This is a genomic window from Vibrio furnissii CIP 102972, assembly GCF_000176175.1.
GTDB classification, from domain to species: domain Bacteria; phylum Pseudomonadota; class Gammaproteobacteria; order Enterobacterales; family Vibrionaceae; genus Vibrio; species Vibrio furnissii.
In genome coordinates, this window is record NZ_ACZP01000012.1 from 95,208 (window position 1) to 119,140 (window position 23,933).

Sequence of the window (23,933 nt, forward strand, 5' to 3'; positions counted from 1 at the left end):
CAATCTCCCTTCCACCTTATAGGTAGTTTCATACCACGTCAAAACTACCCATGAAGCTCATTCAACCCGAGGGATTAACCCAACAGGCTCAGAGCTGCAGATGGTGACTGCTTCGCTTGTGCCAACACAGAGGTACTCGCTTGCTGCAGAATCTGTGACTTGGTCATCGCCGTTGTTTCACGCGCGTAGTCGGTATCTTTGATACGGCTGCGAGACGCGTTCACGTTTTCGTTGATGTTATCCAAGTTGCTGATCGCGTGACCAAAACGGTTCTGGAAAGCACCCAGAGACGCACGTTGGCTATCCACAGATTTCAGCGCGCCGTCCAGAACGGCAACCGCTTCTTGTGAACCGGCAACGCTGGTCACATCGATGTCTTTCACGGTCACTTCTTGAGCCGCGCCAAAGCCGATCTCAGAACCCAGATCACCACCAATGGTCACATCGCCAGTCACTTTTTGTGAGGATGCGAACAGTTGCAGTTTTCCGTCTTCACCGACAGACGCTTTCACGTCGTCGCTTTGACCGTTGATGTAAGTCGCGACTTCTTCCAGATCATCACCACTTTTCGCGGTAATGGTCAGTTCACGGGCTTCGCCCTGTTTGTCAGTATAATTCAGGGTTAGGTCTTTCGCGTCGCCAACCGTCCAGTCAGCTGCTTTGCCTTCCTGAGCACGGTAAGATTTACCGCCCATCGCTGCGTTGTCTGAACGCATGTTCCCCATGGTTAGGTTCACTGCTTCGCCAGAATCCGCACCGATTTGGAATGATTTGCTACCGAACGTGCCGTTCAGCAGTTTGTTACCACCGAAAGAGGTTGTTTCTGCGATACGGTTCAGTTCGTCGTTTAGCGCAGACACTTCTTCTTGAATCGCAACACGCTCAGAACGTGAGTTTGAGCCGTTAGACGATTGCAGTGCCAAGTCACGCATACGTTGCAGAATGTTGGTGCTCTCATTCATTGCACCCTCAGCGGTTTGTGCAATAGAGATACCATCATTCGCGTTACGTACCGCCATGTCCAGACCGCGACTTTGTGACGTCAGTCGGTTTGAAATTTGCAGGCCGGCTGCGTCGTCTTTCGCGCTGTTAATACGGTAGCCCGAAGACAGACGTTCCATAGATTTCTGAACACCGTCAGCTGCACCGTTCAGGTAACGCTGGGCGGTCATCGCCGAAACGTTAGTACTTACGTTGATTGCCATATTGTTGATCTCCTTAGGCGGATAGTTAGTGTGCCTTCGAGTCTCTCACCTCTCGTCAGCACACCTCATTTCTCTCGTATCCTTTAACGGCCCGAGATTCATATCCTTTAGGAAAAAATTTAGCTTTTTTTAAAATAATTTCGAATCGCTTAAAAAACGTGATGATGAACACATAATCGCAGGCATAAAAAAATCCAGCCGAAGCTGGATTTTTCTGTGATGCTTGGGGATTAACCCAGCAGGCTCAATGCCGCTTGTGGCGCTTGTTTTGCTTGCGCAAGTACAGAGCTTGAAGCCTGAGAAAGAATTTGTGACTTGGTCAGTGCAGTCGTTTCTTTCGCGAAATCAGTATCTTTGATACGGCTCTTAGACGCATTCACGTTTTCGTTAATGTTGTCCAAGTTGCTGATTGCGTGGTTGAAACGGTTCTGGAATGCACCCAGTTCTGCGCGGTGGCTGTCTACGTATTTCAGTGCAGCATCCACAATCGCGACGGACTCTTGAGCACCACCGACGCTGGTGACGTCGATTTTATCAACCGTCACTTCTTTGCCTTCTTTCATGCCCAGCTCACCGGCCAGACCGCCGCTAAACGAAACTTCGCCAGACACTTTGTTGTTTCCTGCGAACACTTGCAGTTGGCCTTTTTCGTTCACAGACGCTTTCACCATGTCGGTTTGACCGTTGATGTAAGTCGCCAGCTCTTCGATGTCGTCGCCCGCTTTCGCGTTGATGTTGATCGACTGCTCGTTGCCTTTGTCATCGTTCAGTGTGATGGTCAGGTCGTTTTTACCCTGTTCAACGCTCCAGTTTTTGTCTTTCGCGTTTTCAGCTTGGTAGCTTGAACCACCCATCATACGGTTGTCGCTGCGCATGTCTTTCAGAGACAGCATGACCGCTTCACCGTTGTCCGCACCAATCTGGAATGATTTGGTTTGGAATGTGCCGTTAAGCAGTTTGTTACCACCAAATGATGTGGTTTCTGCGATACGGTTCAGTTCATCGTTCAGTGCAGTCACTTCTTCTTGAATCGCCACACGCTCTGCTTTTGAGTTTGAGCCGTTAGACGATTGCAGTGACAAGTCACGCATACGTTGCAGAATGTTGGTGGTTTCGTTCATCGCACCTTCTGCGGTTTGCGCAATTGAAATACCGTCGTTTGCGTTGCGTACTGCGACGTCCAGACCACGGCTTTGCACGTTTAGGCGGTTCGAGATTTGCAGACCCGCTGCGTCATCTTTCGCGCTGTTGATTTTGAAGCCAGATGACAGACGTTCCATTGAGGTTTGCTGAGCGTTGCTCGCGCTGTTCAAGTAACGTTGTGCTGTCATTGCTGATACGTTGGTATTTACATTCACTGCCATGGTGATTTCTCCAATTGATTTTCCGATGTTTCCGGTTTCCGACGTCTCGGAAAACCAAGTAGTTCTCTCAAAGTTACTTTCTTTAACGGCGCCCCCCGAAAAAGCTTTAGGAAGTTTTTAAGATTTTTTTGAAAAAACTTCCGTTGGTAGGGCAAACGTGATGAACAAAGAAAAATATGCAAAAAAGTGTTTTTTATCGCTAAAGCTTTTCAGGTGCGCGTCGATACAACTCAGTTTCACTTAGCTGCTAAGCAGCGTCAGCGCTACGTTTGGTTGATTTTTCGCCTGTGCCAATATAGAAGTGCCCACTTGTTGCAGGATCTGCTGTTTGATCATTTGTGTGGTTTCTTTGGCGTAATCCGTATCTTTGATTCGGCTTTTCGACGCGGCGAGATTTTCATGCACGTTATCGAGGTTACTCACGGCATGACCAAAGCGGTTCTGAAGCGCCCCCAGCTCCGCGCGATGGCTATCGACGTATTTCAGCGCCGTATCCAACACCGAGACGGCACGCTGCGCGCCGCCAACGGAGGTAATGTCGAGGTTGTCGACCGCTTCATACCCTTTCAAATTCATCTGCAACTCATCAGCTAAATTGCCGCTAAACGACAAAGTACCTGCGGTTTCTTTGCCGGCCATATAGAGTTGCAATTGGCCTTTGTCATTGACCGACGCAGAGACTTTGTCGGTCTGACCATTAATGTAAGTGGCAAGCTGCTCAATATCGTCCCCTTGCTTGGCATGAATGTGGATCTGCTCATCCTCGCCCTGCGCGTTGGTAAACGATATTGTGAGTTGATTCCGCCCAGCCCCCACCTGCCACTGGCTGTTGGCTTCGCCAGCCGCCACATAGCTGAACCCGCCCATATTGAGGTCATCAGAGCGCATGTTCTTGAGCGACACCTGCACCGCTTCTCCCGATGACGCGCCAATTTGGAACGACGTTTGACCAAACGAACCATTGAGCAATTTTCGACCACCAAAAGAGGTCGTTTCAGCGATTCGGTTCATTTCATCATTCAAAGCGCTCATTTCTTCCTGTAAGGCAACGCGCTCCGCTTTGCTGTTCGAGCCATTGGCCGATTGCAACGACAAGTCGCGCATGCGTTGCAGCAAACTGGTGGTTTCTTGCATCGCGCCTTCAGCGGTTTGCATGATGGAGATGCCATCGTTGGCGTTGCGTACAGCGACATCTAAGCCGCGCATTTGGGATTCAAGGCGATTGGAAATCTGCAACCCTGCCGCATCATCTTTCGCACTGTTGATCCGGTTGCCGGACGAGAGGCGTTCTAATGATTGATTGAGCAGATCGGTCGCGGTGTTTAAATGTCGTTGAGCGACCAACGCCGAAACATTTGTATTAACCGTGATAGCCATGCGGGTGACAGAGTCCTTGGATTGAATGCTTTACCTGTATGACTATCGACTGAAGCGGGGAAATCTTTAGCACAAAAAAGCCAGGCAGAACGCCTGGCTGTTTGATTCGACACGGGATTTAGGCTTTCAGGCTGAGCGCCTGCAGCATCTCTTGCGATGGCGCAAAGAAATACGCCCCGGTCACCGCTTGCGTAAAGCGCAAGAGTTGGTCAACTTTACCATCGGTCACACCGTACATGCTTTCCATCATGGTTTTGATGTTGTGCAGCGTGTGGCAGTAAGCAATAAACAGTAGGCCATGGTCGCCACTGGCGGTGCCATACGGCAAGCTGTGACGCACGATCTTCAGGCCTTTGCCTTCCTCTTTAATGTCCACGCGGCCCACGTGAGACGCAGCAGGTACATTGTCGAGTTCAATCGAATCCGGTTTGGTACGGCCAATCACTTTTTCTTGAGCCGACAGATTGAGGCGGTTCCATGCAGGCAAATTGTGTACAAAACGCTGCACCATCACGTAACTGCCACCGGCGAATTCGCCATCCGCCACCACCGCCACTTCGCGACGTTTTTCGTCTTTCGGGTTCTCCGTGCCATCAATGAAACCCGTCATGTCACGAGCATCCAGGTAGCGGAAACCGTAAGTTTCATCGACCACATCAACGTCTTCGGCAATGTCGGTTAAACATTTACGCATCACGTAAAACAGTAAGTCGTGGCGTTTTGCATGGCAGTGGATCAGCACATCGACATCCGTGCTTGGCGCCATGGTGCTGCCTTCGCCCAACACTGGAAAGTCAATCAACTCTTCTGGCATCGGCGCTTCAAAACGCTGCCAAAAGGCTTTGGTAAAGGCTATGGAGAGCGTCAGCTCTGCGCCCGGTTGATTGGCATTCACTTCGTCCACCAAGGCAGGCAAGGCTTGCAGCTGGGCAAGTACCTGCGCGTGGTTGTGTTTGATTTTTAATATGCTGTACAGAGCAAATGGCTCCGCTTCTGGCAAAATAGCCGACTGTGGCGTTGACATGTTGTCCTCACTTTTTCTTTTTTGCTCAGTGTGTACCCAATACGGTCAAAGGGTATGCTTCAAATTCATAGTCTGTGTTGATACTGATCATGGCTTGGCCATCAACGGCGACAAAAAACAGTCACGCACGCTGCGACTACGATAAACGTATAAAATTAACCAGAGTAGAATCAACAAAGTAAGTGCATTTGTCCAGTGGAAGGCACCGTGTTGTAAGTAGACATGATAGCCCGTCTGAAGAAACTGCGCGACCGCGGTCAGCAGTGTCACCCAGCGTCCGATATGGCACAGCGCATTGACCCAGCGTCGCTCCGGATGGCGCAAACTGATAAGCCACATCAAGGCGATGCTTGGCACGCCCGCGGCCAAGCCGAGATAGAGCGCCGTGTTGCCCGGATAGACAAAGCTCAGGATCTGCGATCCGCTGTCGCGGCTGACACCCGCCACGACAAACACAATCCAAGCCCGAGCCAAAAACAGCCATCCCAGCCACAACCAAATCGGGGCTTTCAGAAAGCCATGGGTATCATATTGTTCTATCGCGTAACGCACGTTGTTTCATCGTTGGTGGTGATTGCCCTTCACTTTAGCGCAATGATTTCAAATAGCTATATCTCAAGGTCAGTTTTTGGTGACAATCAAGCGTCGTGATACTCTAACCAAAACATAAGGGACACTCACGATGACCAATAAAATTGTTCCATCCCCACAAACGCAACAAGAAGCGATGAAAGTGGCAAAAGCAACACAGAAACCCGGACAAACCAAAGAACAAACCAAGCTGATCGCGCAGGGCATCGAAAAAGGCATTGCGCTCTATAAAAAGCAGCAAAAAGAAAAAAGCCGTCAAGCAGACCGCGCACGTAAAAAAGCGATTCGCAGCAAACCGTCTGTCACAGCTGATGCGGGCGATGTTGACCCGTCGTTTGACACCGAAACCACCCCCACCGCCACTCGGTCATGGCTGCCATGGGCGCTGCTGGCCGCCAGCTGGCTCGGGTTCATTCTGGTTTGGATGCAAAACGCCGCATAACCGCCGCCGTATCATCCCCGCAATATAGTTCAGTTGACGCGTGAATATGCAGCTTGATGGCAGGCTGTGTATTCCACGTTAAAACTGTAAACGATTCCACACCATCTGTTACTTTCTTCCCACTCTGACTCATCACCCCATGATATGAATTGGGTAATTAACTCGCCAAAATTCAATAGATACGTTGAATAACTAAGCAAAAACAACTCAAAACAAATGATTTTTAGTAAATTCATTTGGCAAAGTGTGACAAAGTTAGCACCGATTAAAAGTGGAAACGTTTACATTAACGCCCATCACGGAAACTAACTTTAGGAACAAAACATGTCTCACATTCAAAATGGTCTGAGCTTTATAGACATCATGGTGTTTGTTGCTTACGTTGCGATTATCATTGCGGTTGGGCTGTGGGTCTCGCGCGATAAGAAAGGCGTCAAGAAAAGCACCGAAGATTATTTCCTTGCAGGTAAATCCCTGCCTTGGTGGGCCGTGGGTGCCTCACTGATTGCTGCCAACATTTCTGCTGAGCAGTTCATCGGGATGTCAGGTTCGGGCTACTCGATTGGCTTGGCGATTGCGTCCTACGAATGGATGGCGGCCCTGACATTGATCATTGTCGGTAAATACTTTCTGCCGATCTTCATTGAGAAAGGCATCTACACCATTCCCGAATTTGTTGAACAACGGTTTAATAAAAATCTAAAAACCATTCTGGCCGTGTTCTGGATTGCACTCTACGTCTTCGTGAACCTGACATCCGTGCTCTATCTGGGTGGTCTGGCGCTAGAAACCATTCTCGGTATTCCATTGATGTACGCCATCATTGGTTTGGCACTGTTTGCACTGGTTTACTCCATCTACGGCGGCCTGTCTGCGGTGGTATGGACCGACGTCATTCAAGTGTTCTTCCTTGTCCTGGGTGGCCTGTTAACCACATACATGGCGGTGGGCTTCATTGGTGGCGACAACGGTTGGTTCAGTGGCCTATCGACCATGGTTGAGGCTGCGCCAGAACACTTTGAAATGATTTTGGATCAAAGCAACCCACAATACATGAACCTGCCGGGCATCGCGGTGCTGATTGGTGGTCTATGGGTGGCAAACCTGTACTACTGGGGCTTCAACCAATACATCATTCAACGCACACTAGCCGCGAAATCAGTTCCTGAAGCACAAAAAGGGATTTTGTTTGCCGCGTTCCTCAAACTGATCGTGCCATTTTTGGTGGTCATTCCGGGGATTGCTGCGTACGTGATCACCAGCTCTCCAGAACTGATGGCGAGCATGGGCGACTTAGCGACACAAAACATGCCAAACGCCGCGCACGCCGACAAAGCGTACCCATGGCTGACACAGTTCCTGCCGGTCGGGATTAAAGGTGTGGTATTTGCCGCCTTGGCTGCCGCAATCGTGTCATCACTGGCATCGATGCTGAACTCCACCGCCACCATCTTCACCATGGACATCTACAAAGCGTACATCGCACCACAAACTGGCGATCACAAACTGGTGAACGTGGGTCGAATCACCGCGATTGTGGCCTTGGTTGTGGCATGTTTGATTGCCCCAATGTTGGGTGGCATTGGTCAGGCATTCCAATACATTCAAGAGTACACTGGCCTCGTGAGCCCAGGTATCTTGGCGGTCTTCCTGCTAGGTCTGTTCTGGAAAAAAACCACCAGCAAAGGCGCCATCACCGGTGTGGTTCTGTCGATTCCGTTTGCGCTGTTCCTGAAATTCATGCCACTGAACATGCCGTTCATGGATCAGATGCTTTACACCTTGTTGTTTACAATGGTCATCATCGCCTTTACCAGCCTGAGCACATCGGTCAACGACGATGATCCAAAAGCCATTACGCTGACTTCCGCCATGTTCGCGACTGGCAAGAACTTCAATATTGCCGCGTACGCCATCATGATTGCATTGGCAGCGTTGTATACTGTGTTCTGGTAACGAGCTCGGGCCGCTGCGCCCTGAGGTCTTCGCTCCAAGCCCTGTCATGTTGGCAGGGCTTGATCACTTTGTTCTCCACAAATCACGAGCGGGTTCAACATGCATCAAGAGTTACTTCCCAACATCGTCTCCTTCCTTCAAACCATGTCGCCGTTTGATCAACTCAACGCAGACACGTTAAATGCCATCGCCGGATCCATCGAAATCCTCTACCTCGGCCAGCACCAACACCTCGAGCCCCTGACTGCGCCGCCACAGCATTTCTTATACATCGTTCGCACCGGTGTCATTGAACAGCGTTACCACGACGGCTCCTTGCGTTCGCGCCTTGGGGCTGATGATATTTTTGGGTTCAGTCAACACGATGGTGCCGCGCTCGATTACCAAGTGGTGGCGATTGAGAATTCGCTGCTCTACCGCATCGATTACCCCACTTTGCTGACGTTGGTGGACCCGTACCCAGACGTCATTGCGCAGCTCGCCCCCAGCATTTCAACACGCCTGATTCACTCCGTCAGTTTGCCGCATCCCGCGCAAACGGAGAGCATTTTTCTTCAACCGGTACGCAAGCTTGCCAGCCAAAATCTGGTGATGGTCACACCCGACACTCCCATTCAGCAGGCGGCCGATAGGATGAGCCGCGAGCCCAACAGCTCGTGTGCGGCCATCGTCGATCAGCAGCAGCGTTTAATCGGCTTGGTCACCGACAAAGACATGACCAAACGTGTGATTGCACACGGGCTGGATGTACAGCCGCCCATCGCCACCATCATGACGCATCAATTGCACACGGTGTCGGTCGATGATTTGGTGATGAAAGCCTCCGAAATCATGATCCAGCATCACATTCAAAACGTGCCCATTGTCGATGACAACTTCACTCTGCAAGGCATCATTACGCCGCAGCAATTGATTCAACAAAACAGCATTCAAGCCATCTTCCTGAGTGAAAAGATAAGCCAAGCGCCTTCGTTGCCCGCGCTGGTCGCGCTCGCGGCAGAGCGCAACGCCATCTTCAGTGTGTTGGTTGAAAACGGCGTCTCTAGCGATGTGATCGGCAAAGTGATGTCATTGATTTACGATGCATTTACCTGCCGCTTGCTGGCGCTAGCGGAGCAGCATCTCGGCGCGGCGCCTTGCGAGTATTGCTGGATTGCCGCCGGTTCTCACGCGCGCAACGAAGTGCATTTGGGCTCCGATCAAGACAACGCATTGATTCTTGACGATGGCGCCACCGAATCAGACAAAGTTTATTTCAGCCACTTGGCAATGTATCTGTGCAAAGGCTTGGATCAATGCGGCTATGCGCTGTGCAGCGGCCGTTTTATGGCGGCGACGCGGCGATGGTGCCAACCGCTACACGTGTGGGTGGAATACTACCGCAAGTGGGCACGCGCGCCGGAATACGAACACCTGCTCAACCTGAATGTCTTCATCGAAATTCGCTATATCGCAGGCAATAAATCCCTGTTTGATGCGCTCAATGACGTGCGATTGCAGCAAATCACCCACAATCCGAAATTGATTGCCGCGCTGGTGACCAACGCCCTGCGCACGCGTCCGCCGCTGGGTATTTTCAATAATCTGGTGTTGAAAAAAGATGGCGACAGCGGAGAGAAAACACTCGACATTAAACACGCAGCGTTAAGTAGTTTGGTGGACATGGCGCGCATCTACACACTCAGCGAAGGCGGAGCGATGCAAGAGACGCTCTCGCGTTTGCTGTTTGTCGAACAAAAAGGGCTGATGAGCCATTCGTCGTATCTCGATTGTTTGGGGATTTATCACTTTGTGACTGGATTGCGAAACAAGCACCAAGTGGAAGCGCTGCAGCAGGGCAAACCGATTGATAACCTACTGCAACCGACGCGCTTTGGTAGTTTTGAACGGCAGCACCTCAAAGATGCATTTCGCATTGTCTCCGGATTACAAGAGGCACTTCGCATTAAGTTTGGTCAATAGTATGTTACATAAGTTAGGTCGGTTATCCCCGCTCAGAAAACTAGAACAACACCGCTTGCAGATGCGCGAACACCACCTGCCTCTGCCAGCGTTCGTGCAGGCCATTTTGGAAACACCGCTGCCACAAGCTGATTTTGATGTTCGCCAACAACCGTTATTGAGTTTGGATATCGAAACGTCCGGGTTGGATGCCGAACACGACCACATCGTCAGCATCGGCTGGGTACCGATCGTGAATCAGGTGATCCGTTTAGCCGAGGCGCGCTATTTTTTAATCACGCCATCGGGCCAGAATGACCCACAACAAGTGGTGCTACACCACATAATGCCGCAAATGCAGCGGCAAGGCATACCCTTGGCACAGGCAATTGAGTTACTATTTACCCAATTGAAAGGCAAAGTATTATTGGCACATGGCAGTGTTGTCGAACGGCAATTTATTCACCATTTTATGCAGCAACACGGATGGCCCGATTTACCCATTGTGTGGCTGGATACGTTGAAAATAGAACAGGCATACGCGCAGTACGCCCCCTACAACATGCCCCATTCGAATGCGAACGATTGGCGCCTGAGTACCGTGCGAAAACGCTATCACTTGCCTGCGTATCAAGCGCACCACGCGTTGTCGGATGCCATTGCCACGGCTGAACTTTACCTCGCACAGCAAAATAGGCTATTTGCCAAAGCGTATGTTCCGTTAGAATTGCTGATGAAAGCCTCTGTGTAACAAACACATAACCGCCGAACGGCAAACAGAATTGAAAAGGTTAACCCCATGACAACTATTAAAGATGTCGCCAAGTCCGCAGGTGTCTCCGTGGCCACTGTGTCTCGCGTCATCAATAAATCGCCCAAAGCCAGTCAAGCATCGATTCATGCGGTCACGCAAGCGATGCAAGCTCTGGGCTATCGCCCGAATGCCGCGGCGCGTGCGCTGGTTAGCCAAAGCACCAACACCATGGGCGTGTTGGTGTCCGATGTTTCCGACCCATTTTTTGGCACCCTCGTCAAAGCCGTTGATACCGTGGCGCGCCACAATGGCAAGCACCTGTTGGTCGGCAATGGTTACCACAATGAAGAAGACGAACGCCGCTCGATTGAATTGCTGATCAACAACCGCTGTGACGCCCTGGTGATTCACGCCAAAGCGTTGTCCGATGAAGAGCTGATCGCGTTTTCCAAAGAGGCCAAAAGCATGGTGGTGATCAACCGCCATATTCCGGGGCTAGAAGATCGCTGTATTTCGCTCGACAATCACAAAGGCGCATTCATGGCGACGGAGTACCTGATTCGTCAAGGGCACAAAAAAATCGCCTGCATTGTTTCCAACCACGCGATTGCCGATGCCGTTGAACGTGAAACGGGCTATCAAGATGCGCTCGAAGCCCATCACATTACATTACCAGACACCTACATTGCGTATGGCGAACCCAGCAGTGAAGGCGGCGAGCAAGCGATGTTGTCGCTACTCACCAAAGGCATCGACATCACCGCGATTGTGGCCTACAACGACAACATGGCCGCGGGCGCGCTGTCGGTGATGGAAGAGAATGGTATTGAATCGCCGGGGCAAATCTCGATCATCGGTTTTGATGACGGCTTGATTGCTCGCTATGTGAAACCTCATCTGACAACTGTTCGTTACCCCATTCAGATGATGGCCGAAACCGCCGCGCAGCTTGCGCTGGACTTGTCAAAAGATGACACCTTAAATGACGGCAGCCCGAAACGTTATTCACCGACCATGGTGAAACGCGATTCGGTGAAGTCACTCAACGACTGACACGCCCCACCCGCACCGCCATGGCGGCGTGACGAGAACACAAAGCGAACACAAAAAAGGCTTACCGCGCGGTAAGCCTTTTGTCATTACCTTTGACTATCGTCCGTTCACTTGCCCGCACTACGGGAAAAGATCCCCATAGGCAACACGAAAGCCGCACCGAAATATCACTCCCCCAAGCATAAATCGGCTTGAGCATTCTGGCGGAGTCCTTGACCAGCCGCTCACCTCTGACACTTTCGATTGCCATGGGAAAATGGCATCGTGCCGCGCGCATCAATCAATGCCCGCAGACTTCTCACGATCGCCATTCAAGTGAGACTCACTCGAATGCGTTGACGAGTCCAGCGCCATCTTTGGCCTGACACACGTAAATGGTTTCTTTGAGTCCGGTCGCCGCTTGATACTGCTGCTCAATCGCAGCGGTCACAGGCGCCACTAAAGCAGGCGGCATCAAGGCGACCACACAGCCACCAAAACCGCCGCCAGTCATGCGCACGCCGCCTTGATCACCAATCACCTGTTTGACGATATCGACCAAGGTATCAATCTCTTTGACCGTAATCTCAAAGTCATCACGCATGGACGCGTGAGACGCCGCCATCAACTGACCCAAGGTCGTCATGTCGTTGGCTCGCAGCGCTTGTGCCGCAGCTAACGTCCGGTCATTTTCCGTGATCACGTGGCGCGCCCGTTTGGCCACCAACTCGGGCAATTCCGCTTGGCGACGTTCAAACGTCTCGATCGTCACATCACGAAGCGCTTTCACGCCAAAAATCTGCGCCGCTTCTTCACACTGCTGACGACGGGTGTTGTATTCGCTGTCCACCAACCCGCGTTTTTTGTTCGAGTTGATGATGACAATCGCCATGTCTTCGGGCATGGAGACGGCTTGTGTTTCGAGGCTACGACAGTCGATCAACAGCGCATGATTCGCCTGCCCTTCGGCAGAAATCAGTTGATCCATGATGCCACAGTTGCACCCCACAAATTGGTTCTCAGCCTGCTGCCCATTGAGGGCAATTTCAGCTTGGCTGATCGCAAGCGAAAACAGCGCTTTGAATGTCTGACCGATGACCACTTCCAACGCTGCTGATGAACTCAGGCCAGCGCCTTGCGGTACGTTACCGCTCACCGCGATGTTTGCGCCGCCCAGCGTGTAACCGCGCTCAAGCAAAAACTTCACCACGCCGCGAATGTAGTTGGCCCACATTTTATCGGCTTGAAACTCAATCGGTGCATCGAGCGAAAATTCGTCCTGCGCGTTAGCGTAATCAACGGCAATGATGCGCACGCGATTGTCATCGCGTTTCGACGCGGCCACCACGGTTTGATAGTTAATCGCACACGGCAACACAAAGCCGTCGTTGTAATCGGTGTGCTCACCAATCAGGTTAACGCGACCCGGCGCTTGAATGACATGGCTCGGTGCAAACCCCAGCACTTGTTCAAATGAATGAATCACGTGTTGAATTAGATCAGACATAGGACTTCCCATCATATTTTTTGAAAGGTGCCAATGCATCGGCACCCTTCTTGTTATTGGTGATAGCTGTTATTAGTGATCAGCGATGATTGATGATTCGCGTTTATTGGTCATCTGCACGTTCTTTGTAGTGAACATCGCTCAGTTCACGCAGACGTTGCGCCGCCTGCTCCGGCGTTAAATCGCGCTGGGTTTCGGCCAGCATCTCATAGCCCACCATAAACTTGCGCACGCTTGCGCTACGTAGCAACGGCGGATAGAACAGCGCGTGCAGTTGCCAATGGTCAATGTCGCGCCCATCGTCAAAGAACGGCGCGTAATGCCAACCCATGGAATATGGGAACGAGCACTGGAACAAGTTATCGTAACGACTGGTCAGTTTTTTGATCGCCAAGGCCAAGTCGTCACGCTGTGCGTCACTGAGCTCGCTCATGCGGCGAATGTGTGTTTTGGGCAGTAGCATGGTTTCAAAGGGCCACGCAGCCCAGTACGGCACCACGGCCAACCAATGCTCGGTTTCAACCACGGTGCGTGCCCCATCGGCCAGTTCCGCCTGCACATAATCCACCAGCAGGTTGCTACCTTGCTGATCAAAATACGCTTTTAAATGTTTATTTTTGCGTTCAATTTCGTTGGGTAGAAAGCTATTGGCCCAAATTTGACCATGCGGGTGCGGCTGAGAGCAGCCCATGGTTTCGCCTTTATTTTCGAACGCTTGCACCCAAACGTACTCTTGGCCCAGCGCTTCAATCTGTTCATTCCACGTGTCAATCACGCCCCGAATGTTGGCGACTGGCAGCTCAGGCAAGGTTTTGCTGTGATCCGGTGAAAAACAGATCACTCGGCTCAACCCGCGCACGCCCTGAATTTTAAACAGCGGATTAGTGGAGGGCGGCGCATCAGGTGAATCGGCCATCAATGCCGCAAAATCGTTGTTAAACACATAGGTGCCGGTGTAGTTCGGGTTCACATCGCCAGATACGCGCGTGTTTCCCGGACACAAGAAGCAGTGTGGTTCATAGCTCGGCAGTTGGGCGGTCGACGGCGTTTCATCCTGACCACTCCAAGGGCGTTTTGCACGATGCGGTGACACCAGCACCCATTGGTCGGTCAGTGGGTTATAACGGCGGTGGGGATGATCCACCGGATTAAATTCAATCGTTGCCATGGGGTTACCTCGTTTACTCGTCATAGCCCAGTGGGTTGTGGGATTGCCAACGCCACGTGTCGGCGGTCATGTCCGCCAAGCTCCGTTTGGCTTGCCAGCCCAATTCACGTTGGGCTTTTTCGGTGCTGGCCCAGCACTCGGCGATGTCCCCCGGACGACGAGGACAGATATCGTACGCGATCGGTTTGCCACACGCATCGCTGAACGCGTGAACCATATCCAGCACGCTTGAGCCTTTGCCCGTGCCCAAATTGTAGATGTGCAGCCCGGCTTTCTCTCCCACCGCTTGCAGTGCGGCGATGTGACCGTCGGCCAAATCCATTACATGAACGTAATCGCGGACGCCCGTGCCATCCGGCGTTGGGTAGTCGTTGCCAAAGACCGCCAGTTTTTCCCGGCGACCAACCGCCACTTGGGCAATAAACGGCATCAGGTTATTAGGAATGCCTTGGGGATCTTCGCCCATGGTGCCCGACGGATGCGCGCCAACCGGGTTGAAGTAGCGCAGCAGCGTGATGCTCCATTCAGGTGCTGCAACCACTAAATCCGACAAGCACTGCTCCACCATATATTTGCTGCGACCGTACGGGTTGGTGGTCGCGCCCGTTGGAGAGGTTTCGGTAATCGGCACCGTTTGTGGGTCGCCATACACGGTCGCCGATGAACTGAACACCAAACTTTTCACGCCCGCTTTGCGCATGCTGCGCACCAGCACCAAGGTGCCGTTGACGTTGTTGTCGTAGTACTCAATCGGTTTGCTGACCGACTCGCCCACCGCTTTGAGACCGGCGAAATGAATCACGGCTTGGACGTGATGCTGTGCAAACACGCTATCGAGAAATGCTTCATCACGAATGTCACCTTGATAAAACGCCGGACGCACGCCCGTGAGCGCTTCAATACGATTGAGCACTTCGGCTTTCGCATTGCACAAGTTGTCGACCATGATCGGGGTCATCCCCGCTGCAATCATCTGCACACATGTGTGGCTACCGATGTAACCCATACCGCCAGTGATCAAAATCTCCACCTGTCATCACCTCTCCGCTGATTTGATTTGCAATGAGTCTATCAGCAGCCCAAGGCTCACTTCTGTGACTACACTCTCAAAGTGAAAACGTTTCCACAACTTATCGCCACAGTAAAACTCCGTCATGACTGACCAAATAATTTAAGCCACGATAAAGAAAATGAATTAGGGTAAACGTTTCCAATTACAATCAAACGCAACGATCACCCAGCAAGAGCAGCCGATTCGCTGACGAATCGGCAGGAAAAACGAAGAAAAAAGGATGGCCGTAAGAGACACGATCACCACCTTCAGAGAAGGTGGTTCATAGAAGAGAAAAAAGCCAGCACAGGCTGGCTTGGTTATGCACTAAATCCTAGACTTGCCGCGATATCACCTTTGCGGTCAAGTACCCATTGACTGTCAAACGGCCCCCAGTCTGATAACTGGTAGTAGCCATCGTTATGGCGGCGGCCATCCTGAACAAACATCAGTTCAATACCGATGCCCGGCAGGGCTTTGAGAACGTCCTGAATAGTACGACGAGGCCAGCCCGTTTTCTCGATTAACTTGGGAACATTGGGGCGTTCCAGACTTTCAACAAGCAAGGCTAAATAAAGGCGCCTTGCAAAAACAGGACTCAATTCCATTGATTACCTCCTAATCTGTGCAAGGCTCATTATTTCTGTTTTGCCAGTAAGTTTGTTGAGTTCGATCAATAACTCTCTAATCCTAGTCAACCGCAGAAGTTTTTTTTTATTCAGTAAAATATCCGCATCACACTTTTGTCAGATGAGAGGCTTCCTGTTAGGATTTGGCAAACACCAAAATAAGCAGCATTTAAAGGATTTTTATGACCATCACCCTCTACGGCATCCCCAACTGCGACACGATGAAAAAAGCCCGCAAGTGGCTGGAAGCGCAAGGCGTTGATTACCAGTTTCACGACTACCGCAAAGACGGCGTCGATGCCACGCTGGTGAGCGAATTTTGCCAGGCCTTAGGGTGGGAAAATGTGCTCAATAAACGGGGCACCACATTCCGCCAATTGACTCAAGCGCAGAAAGACAGCCTCAATGGCGACACCGCCATCACGCTGCTGGTTGAGCAACCGGCGATGATCAAACGCCCCGTGCTGCGCGTGAACGGCGAGCTTCATTTGGGCTTTAAAGCCGAGCAATACGCTGCTCTTTTCTCTTAATAGACGTTTCTCTGACTACAAGGATTTCAAGGATGACAGACAGCCCTGTACTGGCTCTCGCAAAAGATTTAATCAGCCGCCAATCAGTGACACCGGTCGATGCCGGTTGCCAAGACTTGATGATTGAGCGTCTCCAAGCGCTTGGATTTGAAATCGAAATGATGGTGTTTGAAGACACCACCAACTTCTGGGCGCGTCGTGGCACACAAGCACCGCTGTTTGCATTTGCCGGTCATACCGATGTGGTGCCTGCAGGCCCGCTCACCCAATGGCACACCCCCCCGTTTGAACCGACGGTGATTGATGATCATTTGCATGGTCGCGGCGCGGCCGACATGAAAGGCTCGCTGGCGTGTATGGTGGTTGCGGTAGAACGCTTTATTGCCGAGTATCCGAACCACACGGGCTCGATTGCCTTTTTGATTACTTCCGATGAGGAAGGCCCATTTATCAACGGCACCACACGCGTGGTGGACACGCTGATGGCACGCAATGAGATCATCGACATGTGTGTGGTGGGCGAACCGTCCAGCACTCGCGCAGTCGGCGATGTGGTGAAAAATGGTCGTCGCGGCTCCATCACCGGTGATTTGACGGTGAAAGGCGTGCAAGGTCACGTGGCTTACCCGCATCTCGCCAACAACCCAGTGCATCAAGCCCTGCCTGCATTGGCTGAACTTGCGTCCACCACATGGGATGAAGGCAACGAATATTTTCCGCCAACCAGTTTTCAGATCCCGAATCTGCAAGCTGGCACGGGCGCGTCTAACGTGATTCCAGGCGAGTTTCATGTGCAGTTTAACTTCCGTTTCAGCACCGAGCTGACCGATGAAGACATCAAACGCCGCGTGCACTCCACGCTGGATGCGCATGGTCTGGAATACGATCTGAAATGGACGCTCAGCGGCCATCCTTTCCTCACCGACACTGGCGCGCTGCTTGATGCGGTGGTGAAAGCCGTGGGTGAAGTGAATCACCAAGAGCCACAACTGCTGACCACCGGCGGCACGTCTGACGGGCGCTTTATCGCGCAAATGGGAGCGCAAGTGGTTGAGCTGGGGCCGGTCAACGCCACCATTCACAAAGTGAACGAGTGCGTGAATATTGCCGACCTAGAAAAACTGACCGACATGTACCAAAAAACGCTGGAGAATTTACTCGTCCAATGATGACACCCGAGCAGCTGACCGGACAAACCGAGTCGCATCTTGTTGAAGTGATGGTGGGCCAGAAAGCCTTTCTGGTCCACCCACAGGTCACCGCCGATTTGCTGGCCCTAAAACAGGCCGCGGATGCGGCCGGTTTTGTGTTCAACATTGCCAGCGGCTTTCGTCCGTTCGAACGCCAACTGGCGATTTGGAATCGAAAGATGGCGGGCGAAACCGCGATTTTGGATGCCAACAGTCAGCCGCTCGACACCACGCATTGGTCCGAAGCCGACAAAGTGCACGCGATTTTGCGCTGGTCTGCACTGCCCGGTGGCAGCCGCCATCATTGGGGTACCGACTTTGACGTCTTTGATCGCAGCGTGTTGCCGCCCGACCAAGGGTTGCAATTGGAACCATGGGAGTATCTTGAGGCGCATCAACGCCCATTCTATGAATGGTTGAAAGCCAACCTCGCCCGCTTTGGGTTCTTCTTCCCGTATCAGTCAACCGGTTCTGGCGTGGCCTTTGAACCGTGGCACATCAGCCATCGTGCCACCAGCGAGCAATGCCTGACTGAACTGACGTTGCCAATATTGGCCCAGCAATTGGCATCCGCGCCGTTGTTAGGAAAGCCGACGGTGAAGCGAGAATTGCGCCAGATCTACACACATTACATGACTCAGATCAGCCGAGGAGACCGCGTATGATCGATTTTCTGTTTAACCCATGGGTGATCACCCTCATCATCGTGTGTGTGTTTGTCGGCAACATTGCCGCATTGAAACACACCGCCACCATGAAACTGGGAATGAAAGGGAAAAAGAGCGATCTCGATAAGCTTAACGAGCTGGATCAAAAGCACCGTTCGTCAGCTGCGGAAGAAGAGACAAACAAAAAGGGACGCTAAGCGTCCCTTTTTTCTGTGCAAGCCGACTCGCTTATTGCTGAGTCGGTGTGCGCTCATCCACGATAGCGGCCAATACAGGCACCATCTCTTTCAGTAGCTCTTCCTCAACTGGTTTACCCGCTGAGTTGGTGACGTTGATTGATGTCCGGTTCCCCAAATCACCAAACAGGAAGGTGTAGGTTCCTGAATTCAGGTTCATCGGTTTCACGCCAATCTCATTCCAGAATTCGTCATCCGGTGAAGCGTACTTGGCTTTCATGGTGCCTTGCGACTGGTTACGTTCTTCAATCTTGAAGCCCATCTTCGGCAGCAGGTCTGGCAGACGTTGCCACAGAATGTCGTATGGCGTCCGCGCGATGATCACCGGGAAGCCGCTGCGGTCAGAGCCCATCGTAATTGGAATCTGTTTCACCAGCTCTTGCGCTTTACGCGCCGCTTCTGCTCGCACATCTTGATCGTAGCGAGCCGTCACCAAGTTGGTCATAAACGCGTTGTAACGCTCTTTGTTGGTCGCGGTCACCGGCTTTTGTTTGCCGCCTTCACGCCAATCAATCAACGAGATCTTAAATCCGTAACGGTTGTTGGCTTCCACGCGACTCAATTCGTAGCGGCTGCCAATTTCCATATCTTCATCTTCCGACACCCAAGTCACCCAGTCGGTTTCGACGTGGTTGGCATTAGATTGCACGGCTTTGATGTTGCGCTCTTGCATCATGGTGTTGGCGATTTGCCACACTTTGTCTGCTTCGTCTTTACGGATCATCCACAAAGTGACTTCGCCATTTTGACGTTCAGCGCGCGCGCCCGGGATCAGCTCCAGCACTTGCTGCGGCGGACGAATGTCAACCACTGGGCCGATGCCACCGTTAAAATCACCTTGGGGAATATCGTAATCAGGATAAAACTGCGGGGTGGCGTCTTGCGGCAAAACCCACGGTTTAAAATCTTTTGTATCCAGGTAGTTAAAATCATTTTTGGCTTGGCGGCGTTGCGTCGGAGAGCTTGAACAGGCACTCAAAACCAAAACAGCCAGTGATCCAACCACTAGCTGGCGCGATAACTTCATTGAAACTCCTAAAATTTGCCGAGGCATGAAAACCTCGGCATTGTAATGGATAGCGCCTTATAAAATACAGGCTTCTGTCATTGCTTGGGCAACAAGTGGGCGCGCTTGTTCAGAGAGTTCCGTTAAAGGTAGACGTAGATCACCTTCTGCAATCAGACCCAGCTTATGCGCCGCCCATTTCACAGGAATAGGGCTCGACTCAATAAACAAGCCTTTGTGCAGTGGCATCAGGCGTTGGTTGATGATTTCCGCTTCCTCAAATTTGCCAGCCAGTGCTAAGTGCATCATGTTGGCCATATCGGCAGCGGCCACGTTGTTCGTGACTGAAATCACCCCTTGACCACCCAACTTCACAAATTCCAGACCGGTGGCATCATCGCCACTCAGCAGCACAAAGTCGTTGCCACACAGTTCACGGTGCAGCGCTACACGGCTCAAATCACCGGTTGCATCTTTGAGTGCCACAATGCTTTTAAGTTCCGCCAAACGTGCAACCGTTTCTGGATGCAGGTCAACCGCCGTGCGGCCGGGTACGTTGTAAAGGATCACAGGGATGTCGGTTTCTTGCGAAATCGCTTTGTAGTGCTGGAACAAACCTTCTTGTGTCGGCTTGTTGTAGTAAGGCGTCACGCTGAGGTAACCAGCGATACCTGTGTTGTTCAGCAGACGGCTGAACGTCACGGATTCATGAGTCGCATTGGCGCCGGTACCGGCGATCACAGGAATACGGCCGTCCGAAAATTCAAGCGTCTTTTCAACGACTTTGACATGCTCTTCGATAGTGAGTGTGGATGACTCACCGGTTGTTCCTACCGAAACAATGGCGTCAGTACCGGCTTCGATGTGGTAGTCTACCAGCTTCTTCAGGCTAAGATAGTCAACCTCACCGTCATGGTTGAAAGGTGTAATTAACGCGACGATACTTCCTGAAAACATGTCTATCTCCCTAGATTGATAACTTTTGCATGGTACTGCATGGGGCTTGAAAAACACAAGGGGGGAAATTCGCTTAAACAGCCCTTATGAGTGAATATTTATCAGATGTTAGACGTTAGGCCTACTCTGCCTTTTCTCACTGGGTTATACACCCCTGTCAAATCCCCTTGTCAACAATACGTGATTTTGTGAAAACACAGGCATAAAAAGACGTTTTCTCGCGCTTTCTCTATACTTCAACTGTGTTAACATGCCGAAAAACACTAAGCGAAGCGACTCTATGACTCAACATTTGGTGATCACCGCCGTGGGTACTGACCGGCCAGGGATTTGCAATCAGGTTGTCAAACTGGTGACGCAAGCAGGCTGTAATATCATCGACAGCCGTATTGCGCTATTTGGAAATGAATTCACGCTGATCATGCTGGTCTCTGGCAATGCCAACAGCATCACCCGCGTGGAAACGCTGCTGCCACTCTTGGGGCAAGAGCAAGATCTGATCACCATGATGAAGCGCACGTCCCCACACGCTCAACAAGCCAACGCCTATACCGTGGAAGTGTATGTCGAATCGGATGACAAACCGGGCCTGACCGAAAAGTTCACCCAGTTCTTTGCCGCTCGCAACATCGGCATGGCCTCCCTCAGCGCGCAAACCATCGACAAGCAAAAACTGGAGCGGGAAACCAACCAGTTCCAAATCGCGATCACCGCACACGTCGATGGCGATTACAATCTGATGCAGCTGCAAGAAGAGTTTGATGCGATGTGTCAGGAGCACGACGTACATGGGTCGCTTAACTTCATTAAAAACAGTCAATAAAACAGAAAGGAAGGACCATGAATACACTCAAGGCAGGTTCGCCAGCTCCGGCATTTTCTCTTCTCGATCAAGACGGCAAGACCGTGTCTCTGTCTGATTTCGCCGGCAAAAAAATCCTGTTTTACTTTTACCCCAAAGCGATGACGCCGGGCTGCACTGTGCAAGCCCAAGGCATGCGCGACGTGAAAGGTGAATTGGATGCGCACAACGTGGTGGTCTTGGGCGTGAGCATCGACCCGGTCAAACGTTTGGGCAAATTCATTGAACGGGACAACCTGAACTTTACCCTGCTGTCAGACGAAGACCACGCGGTCGCTGAACAGTTTGGTGTGTGGGGCGAGAAAAAGTTCATGGGTAAAGTGTACGATGGCCTGCACCGCATCAGTTTCCTGATTAACGAAAACGGGGTGATTGAACACGTCTTCGATAAATTCAAAACCAAAGATCACCACGAAGTGGTGCTGGATTACCTCAACAGCAAGTGATCATGGCCGCGAGAATCGGCGAGATGGCTGGCCTGATTCATTTGCATTCCATGATTAATTTGCATAAATAGTCAAAAAGGCCAGTCGCAATGACTGGCCTTTTTTGTTACAAGCTCACCGAATTAGACCACGAATTTGTTGAGAATCGCATCTTGCTCACGCACGTTTTCTGTTTGAACTTGCATCGCAATGTTGGCTTCTTCCGCAGATTCTGACACCTGAGTCGACAGATCTTTGATCTTCACCGTGTTGTTGTTGATCTCTTCTGCCACCAAGCTTTGCTCTTCCGCCGCCGAGGCAATCTGCATATTCATATCACTGATTTGTTGAATTGCATTGCGGATCCGTTGCAGCGCGGCATCCGCCAGTTGCGATTTCTCAACCGCATCTTCGGCAGTCGATTTACTTTCGTTCATCGCGACCGACACCGAGCTTGCGCCCGCTTGCAGTTGCTCAATCATGTTACGAATTTCGGTGGTCGATTGTTGCGTGCGCTGGGCCAGCGTGCGCACTTCATCGGCTACCACAGCAAAGCCACGACCCGATTCGCCCGCACGTGCCGCTTCAATCGCCGCATTCAGTGCCAGCAAGTTGGTTTGGTCGGCGATGTCGTTGATCACTTTCAAAATGGTTTCGATGTTGGCGGTGGCCAATTCCAAGCCACGCACTTCTTCGACGGCCATTTCGATGTGTGCCGACAAACGGTCAATCGACGCCGTGGTGTCACTCACCACGCGTGACCCTTCGACGGTGGCATCATCTGCCTCTTTAGCCGCCGACGCCGCGCCTTGGGCATTGTTCGCTACTTCTGTCGCCGTCACCGACATTTCGTGCATCGCCGTTGCCAGTTGTTCCAGCTCTTGCAACTGCGCGCGCATCGCTTCGGCAGAGCCGTGCACGGTGCCCATGGTTTGCTCAGCGCCACGCATGATCTCTTCACCGATGGCTTTCGACTGTTTGATCTGATGCTGCAAGGTTTCCGTGAAACTGTTAAACCCTTTTGCCAATTCAGCAAACTCTTTGTCGGTATTGGTGTTGAGTCGCTTGGTCAAATCGCCCTGACCAGACGCCACATCTTGAATCGCTTCATTCAGCGCGCCCAGTGGGCGCATCAGCACTTTGATCAGCACGCTCAAGCCAATCACACTCAGTACCAACCCAATCACGGTGTAGAGAATCGAGCTGTTGCGCAAGTCAGACACCGCAGCAAACGCAATCGACTCATCGATGATGGCGCCGATGTACCAGTTCTCACTCGGCACTAGCGTAAAGTTGACCATAAACGGACTGCCATCGATGTCGATGCGCTGTGTGCCCTCTTTGAGTTGTACTTGGGGCAGATAGGTCGCGAGCTTCTGACCGTTGTTTTTGGTATCTGGGTGCGCGATGGTGGTGCCATCGGCAGTCACGATAAACAGATAACCAGCATCAAACAGGTTGATGGAGTTCACCAACTCCGCCAATTTGGTCAGCTCCAAGTCGTAGAACATCGCCGCTTTGAATTGGCCATTTTCATACACGGGCGTACCAATCGAAATGATGGTTTTCTTGGTTGAAACGTCCACGTACGGGTCGGTCACAGTCAGCTTGCCGACGCGTTTCGCATCCACAAACCAAGGTCGTTTACGCGGGTCGTAATCGGCGCCCGGCTCCCAACCGTCATCATTTTCGACCACGGTGCCATTTGAGTCATACCCTAACCCCACCGCAAGGAAACTGCTTTTGAGCTTGGGTTTCTCAAGCACGTTTTTCACGTAGGTGCGGTTTTCCGGATCCAGCTCCAGCACCTCAGTCATCGACTGAGCCAGTGCTTTCTTACTGGTCATTTCGGATGTGATGGTATTTTTCACCCCGGCCACCATCTCTTTCAGACTACTGTTGACCAGAGATTCCACTTCCGAGCGCACGGTGCTCAGTTGTTGAATAGATAATAGTAAAATCACAATTAGTAGTAGCGCAGATGATGCAGCCACAATCTTTTGGCTAAATCTCATAAT

General features: G+C 51.6%; 23 protein-coding genes. 11 read left to right on the top strand and 12 right to left on the bottom strand.

Translation table 11 applies throughout. The features are described from left to right. Positions 1 to 74 precede the first annotated feature (74 nt). The 5 genes from VFA_RS03155 to VFA_RS03175 all read right to left on the bottom strand — a co-directional run bounded on the left by VFA_RS03155 (position 75) and on the right by VFA_RS03175 (position 5,522). Complete coding sequence (locus VFA_RS03155) at positions 75 to 1,205, bottom strand: flagellin (RefSeq protein WP_004724680.1); 1,131 nt, start codon at positions 1,203 to 1,205, stop codon at positions 75 to 77. Positions 1,206 to 1,435: 230 nt separating this feature from the next. Further along, positions 1,436 to 2,569, bottom strand: coding sequence for a flagellin (locus tag VFA_RS03160; protein WP_004724681.1), 1,134 nt, complete (start codon positions 2,567 to 2,569; stop codon positions 1,436 to 1,438). A gap of 240 nt (positions 2,570 to 2,809) precedes the next feature. Continuing rightward, complete coding sequence (locus VFA_RS03165) at positions 2,810 to 3,946, bottom strand: flagellin (protein ID WP_004724683.1); 1,137 nt, start codon at positions 3,944 to 3,946, stop codon at positions 2,810 to 2,812. Between the two features lie 118 nt (positions 3,947 to 4,064). Continuing rightward, positions 4,065 to 4,970 (bottom strand): Dyp-type peroxidase, encoded by a 906-nt coding sequence (locus tag VFA_RS03170; RefSeq protein ID WP_004724686.1) that lies wholly within the window; start codon positions 4,968 to 4,970, stop codon positions 4,065 to 4,067. Positions 4,971 to 5,057: 87 nt separating this feature from the next. Continuing rightward, positions 5,058 to 5,522: a DUF2919 domain-containing protein gene (locus VFA_RS03175; RefSeq protein WP_004724688.1), complete on the bottom strand. Its 465-nt coding sequence runs from the start codon at positions 5,520 to 5,522 to the stop codon at positions 5,058 to 5,060. Between the two features lie 130 nt (positions 5,523 to 5,652). Here VFA_RS03175 and VFA_RS03180 point away from each other — a divergent pair, with 130 nt between their 5' ends. The 5 genes from VFA_RS03180 (at position 5,653) to VFA_RS03200 (ending at position 11,707) form a co-directional block, all read left to right on the top strand. Further along, complete coding sequence (locus VFA_RS03180; RefSeq protein ID WP_004724690.1) at positions 5,653 to 6,003, top strand: DUF2956 domain-containing protein; 351 nt, start codon at positions 5,653 to 5,655, stop codon at positions 6,001 to 6,003. Between the two features lie 324 nt (positions 6,004 to 6,327). After that, positions 6,328 to 7,959 carry a sodium/sugar symporter gene (locus tag VFA_RS03185; protein ID WP_004724693.1) on the top strand — a complete coding sequence of 544 codons (1,632 nt, stop codon included), beginning with the start codon at positions 6,328 to 6,330 and terminating at the stop codon, positions 7,957 to 7,959. Between the two features lie 99 nt (positions 7,960 to 8,058). Continuing rightward, a complete protein-coding gene (locus tag VFA_RS03190) occupies positions 8,059 to 9,921 on the top strand; it encodes a DUF294 nucleotidyltransferase-like domain-containing protein (RefSeq protein WP_004724695.1) in 1,863 nt (620 codons plus the stop codon). 1 nt (position 9,922) lies between these two features. Beyond that, positions 9,923 to 10,651 carry a 3'-5' exonuclease gene (locus VFA_RS03195; RefSeq protein ID WP_232281680.1) on the top strand — a complete coding sequence of 243 codons (729 nt, stop codon included), beginning with the start codon at positions 9,923 to 9,925 and terminating at the stop codon, positions 10,649 to 10,651. A gap of 48 nt (positions 10,652 to 10,699) precedes the next feature. Continuing rightward, positions 10,700 to 11,707, top strand: a complete 1,008-nt coding sequence (locus VFA_RS03200) for a substrate-binding domain-containing protein (protein WP_004724699.1) — start codon at positions 10,700 to 10,702, stop codon at positions 11,705 to 11,707. A gap of 322 nt (positions 11,708 to 12,029) precedes the next feature. On the opposite strand, the gene galK is transcribed toward VFA_RS03200, so the two are convergent. The 4 genes from galK to VFA_RS03220 form a co-directional block, all read right to left on the bottom strand. Beyond that, entirely contained in the window at positions 12,030 to 13,193 is a 1,164-nt protein-coding gene (galK, locus tag VFA_RS03205; RefSeq protein WP_014204613.1) for a galactokinase, read from the bottom strand. Between the two features lie 103 nt (positions 13,194 to 13,296). Next, complete coding sequence (locus VFA_RS03210) at positions 13,297 to 14,361, bottom strand: UDP-glucose--hexose-1-phosphate uridylyltransferase (RefSeq protein WP_004724703.1); 1,065 nt, start codon at positions 14,359 to 14,361, stop codon at positions 13,297 to 13,299. A gap of 13 nt (positions 14,362 to 14,374) precedes the next feature. Next, the gene (gene galE, locus VFA_RS03215) at positions 14,375 to 15,391 is read right to left on the bottom strand and encodes a UDP-glucose 4-epimerase GalE (protein WP_004724706.1); all 1,017 of its coding nucleotides are present in this window, start codon (positions 15,389 to 15,391) and stop codon (positions 14,375 to 14,377) included. 341 nt (positions 15,392 to 15,732) lie between these two features. Further along, the gene (locus tag VFA_RS03220; RefSeq protein WP_004724708.1) at positions 15,733 to 16,020 is read right to left on the bottom strand and encodes a winged helix-turn-helix domain-containing protein; all 288 of its coding nucleotides are present in this window, start codon (positions 16,018 to 16,020) and stop codon (positions 15,733 to 15,735) included. 203 nt (positions 16,021 to 16,223) lie between these two features. Here VFA_RS03220 and VFA_RS03225 point away from each other — a divergent pair, with 203 nt between their 5' ends. Genes VFA_RS03225 through VFA_RS03240 form a run of 4 tightly spaced genes read left to right on the top strand, consistent with a single transcriptional unit; the run spans position 16,224 to position 18,626 of the window. Further along, a complete protein-coding gene (locus VFA_RS03225; protein ID WP_004724710.1) occupies positions 16,224 to 16,571 on the top strand; it encodes an ArsC family reductase in 348 nt (115 codons plus the stop codon). 32 nt (positions 16,572 to 16,603) lie between these two features. Beyond that, a complete protein-coding gene (gene dapE / locus VFA_RS03230; protein WP_004724713.1) occupies positions 16,604 to 17,740 on the top strand; it encodes a succinyl-diaminopimelate desuccinylase in 1,137 nt (378 codons plus the stop codon). Then, positions 17,740 to 18,426, top strand: a complete 687-nt coding sequence (locus VFA_RS03235; RefSeq protein ID WP_038150873.1) for a M15 family metallopeptidase — start codon at positions 17,740 to 17,742, stop codon at positions 18,424 to 18,426. The genes dapE and VFA_RS03235 overlap by 1 nt, the downstream gene beginning before the upstream one ends. Then, the gene (locus VFA_RS03240; protein WP_172475428.1) at positions 18,426 to 18,626 is read left to right on the top strand and encodes a DUF2897 family protein; all 201 of its coding nucleotides are present in this window, start codon (positions 18,426 to 18,428) and stop codon (positions 18,624 to 18,626) included. The genes VFA_RS03235 and VFA_RS03240 overlap by 1 nt, the downstream gene beginning before the upstream one ends. Before the next feature lie 31 nt (positions 18,627 to 18,657). Here VFA_RS03240 and bamC read toward each other — a convergent pair whose 3' ends face one another. Together bamC and dapA are read right to left on the bottom strand one after the other, a co-directional pair. Further along, positions 18,658 to 19,692, bottom strand: a complete 1,035-nt coding sequence (gene bamC, locus VFA_RS03245) for an outer membrane protein assembly factor BamC (protein ID WP_004724720.1) — start codon at positions 19,690 to 19,692, stop codon at positions 18,658 to 18,660. A gap of 57 nt (positions 19,693 to 19,749) precedes the next feature. Further along, positions 19,750 to 20,628 (bottom strand): 4-hydroxy-tetrahydrodipicolinate synthase, encoded by an 879-nt coding sequence (gene dapA / locus VFA_RS03250; protein WP_004724721.1) that lies wholly within the window; start codon positions 20,626 to 20,628, stop codon positions 19,750 to 19,752. Between the two features lie 280 nt (positions 20,629 to 20,908). On the opposite strand from dapA, the gene VFA_RS03255 reads away from it, so the two are divergent. Both VFA_RS03255 and bcp read left to right on the top strand, forming a co-directional pair. Next, positions 20,909 to 21,451 (top strand): glycine cleavage system transcriptional repressor, encoded by a 543-nt coding sequence (locus tag VFA_RS03255; protein ID WP_004724723.1) that lies wholly within the window; start codon positions 20,909 to 20,911, stop codon positions 21,449 to 21,451. Positions 21,452 to 21,468: 17 nt separating this feature from the next. Beyond that, positions 21,469 to 21,936, top strand: a complete 468-nt coding sequence (gene bcp / locus VFA_RS03260) for a thioredoxin-dependent thiol peroxidase (protein ID WP_004724724.1) — start codon at positions 21,469 to 21,471, stop codon at positions 21,934 to 21,936. Positions 21,937 to 22,058: 122 nt separating this feature from the next. Here the strand turns inward: bcp and VFA_RS03265 are convergent, their stop codons facing one another. After that, positions 22,059 to 23,930: a methyl-accepting chemotaxis protein gene (locus VFA_RS03265; protein WP_038150811.1), complete on the bottom strand. Its 1,872-nt coding sequence runs from the start codon at positions 23,928 to 23,930 to the stop codon at positions 22,059 to 22,061. Positions 23,931 to 23,933: the final 3 nt, after the last annotated feature.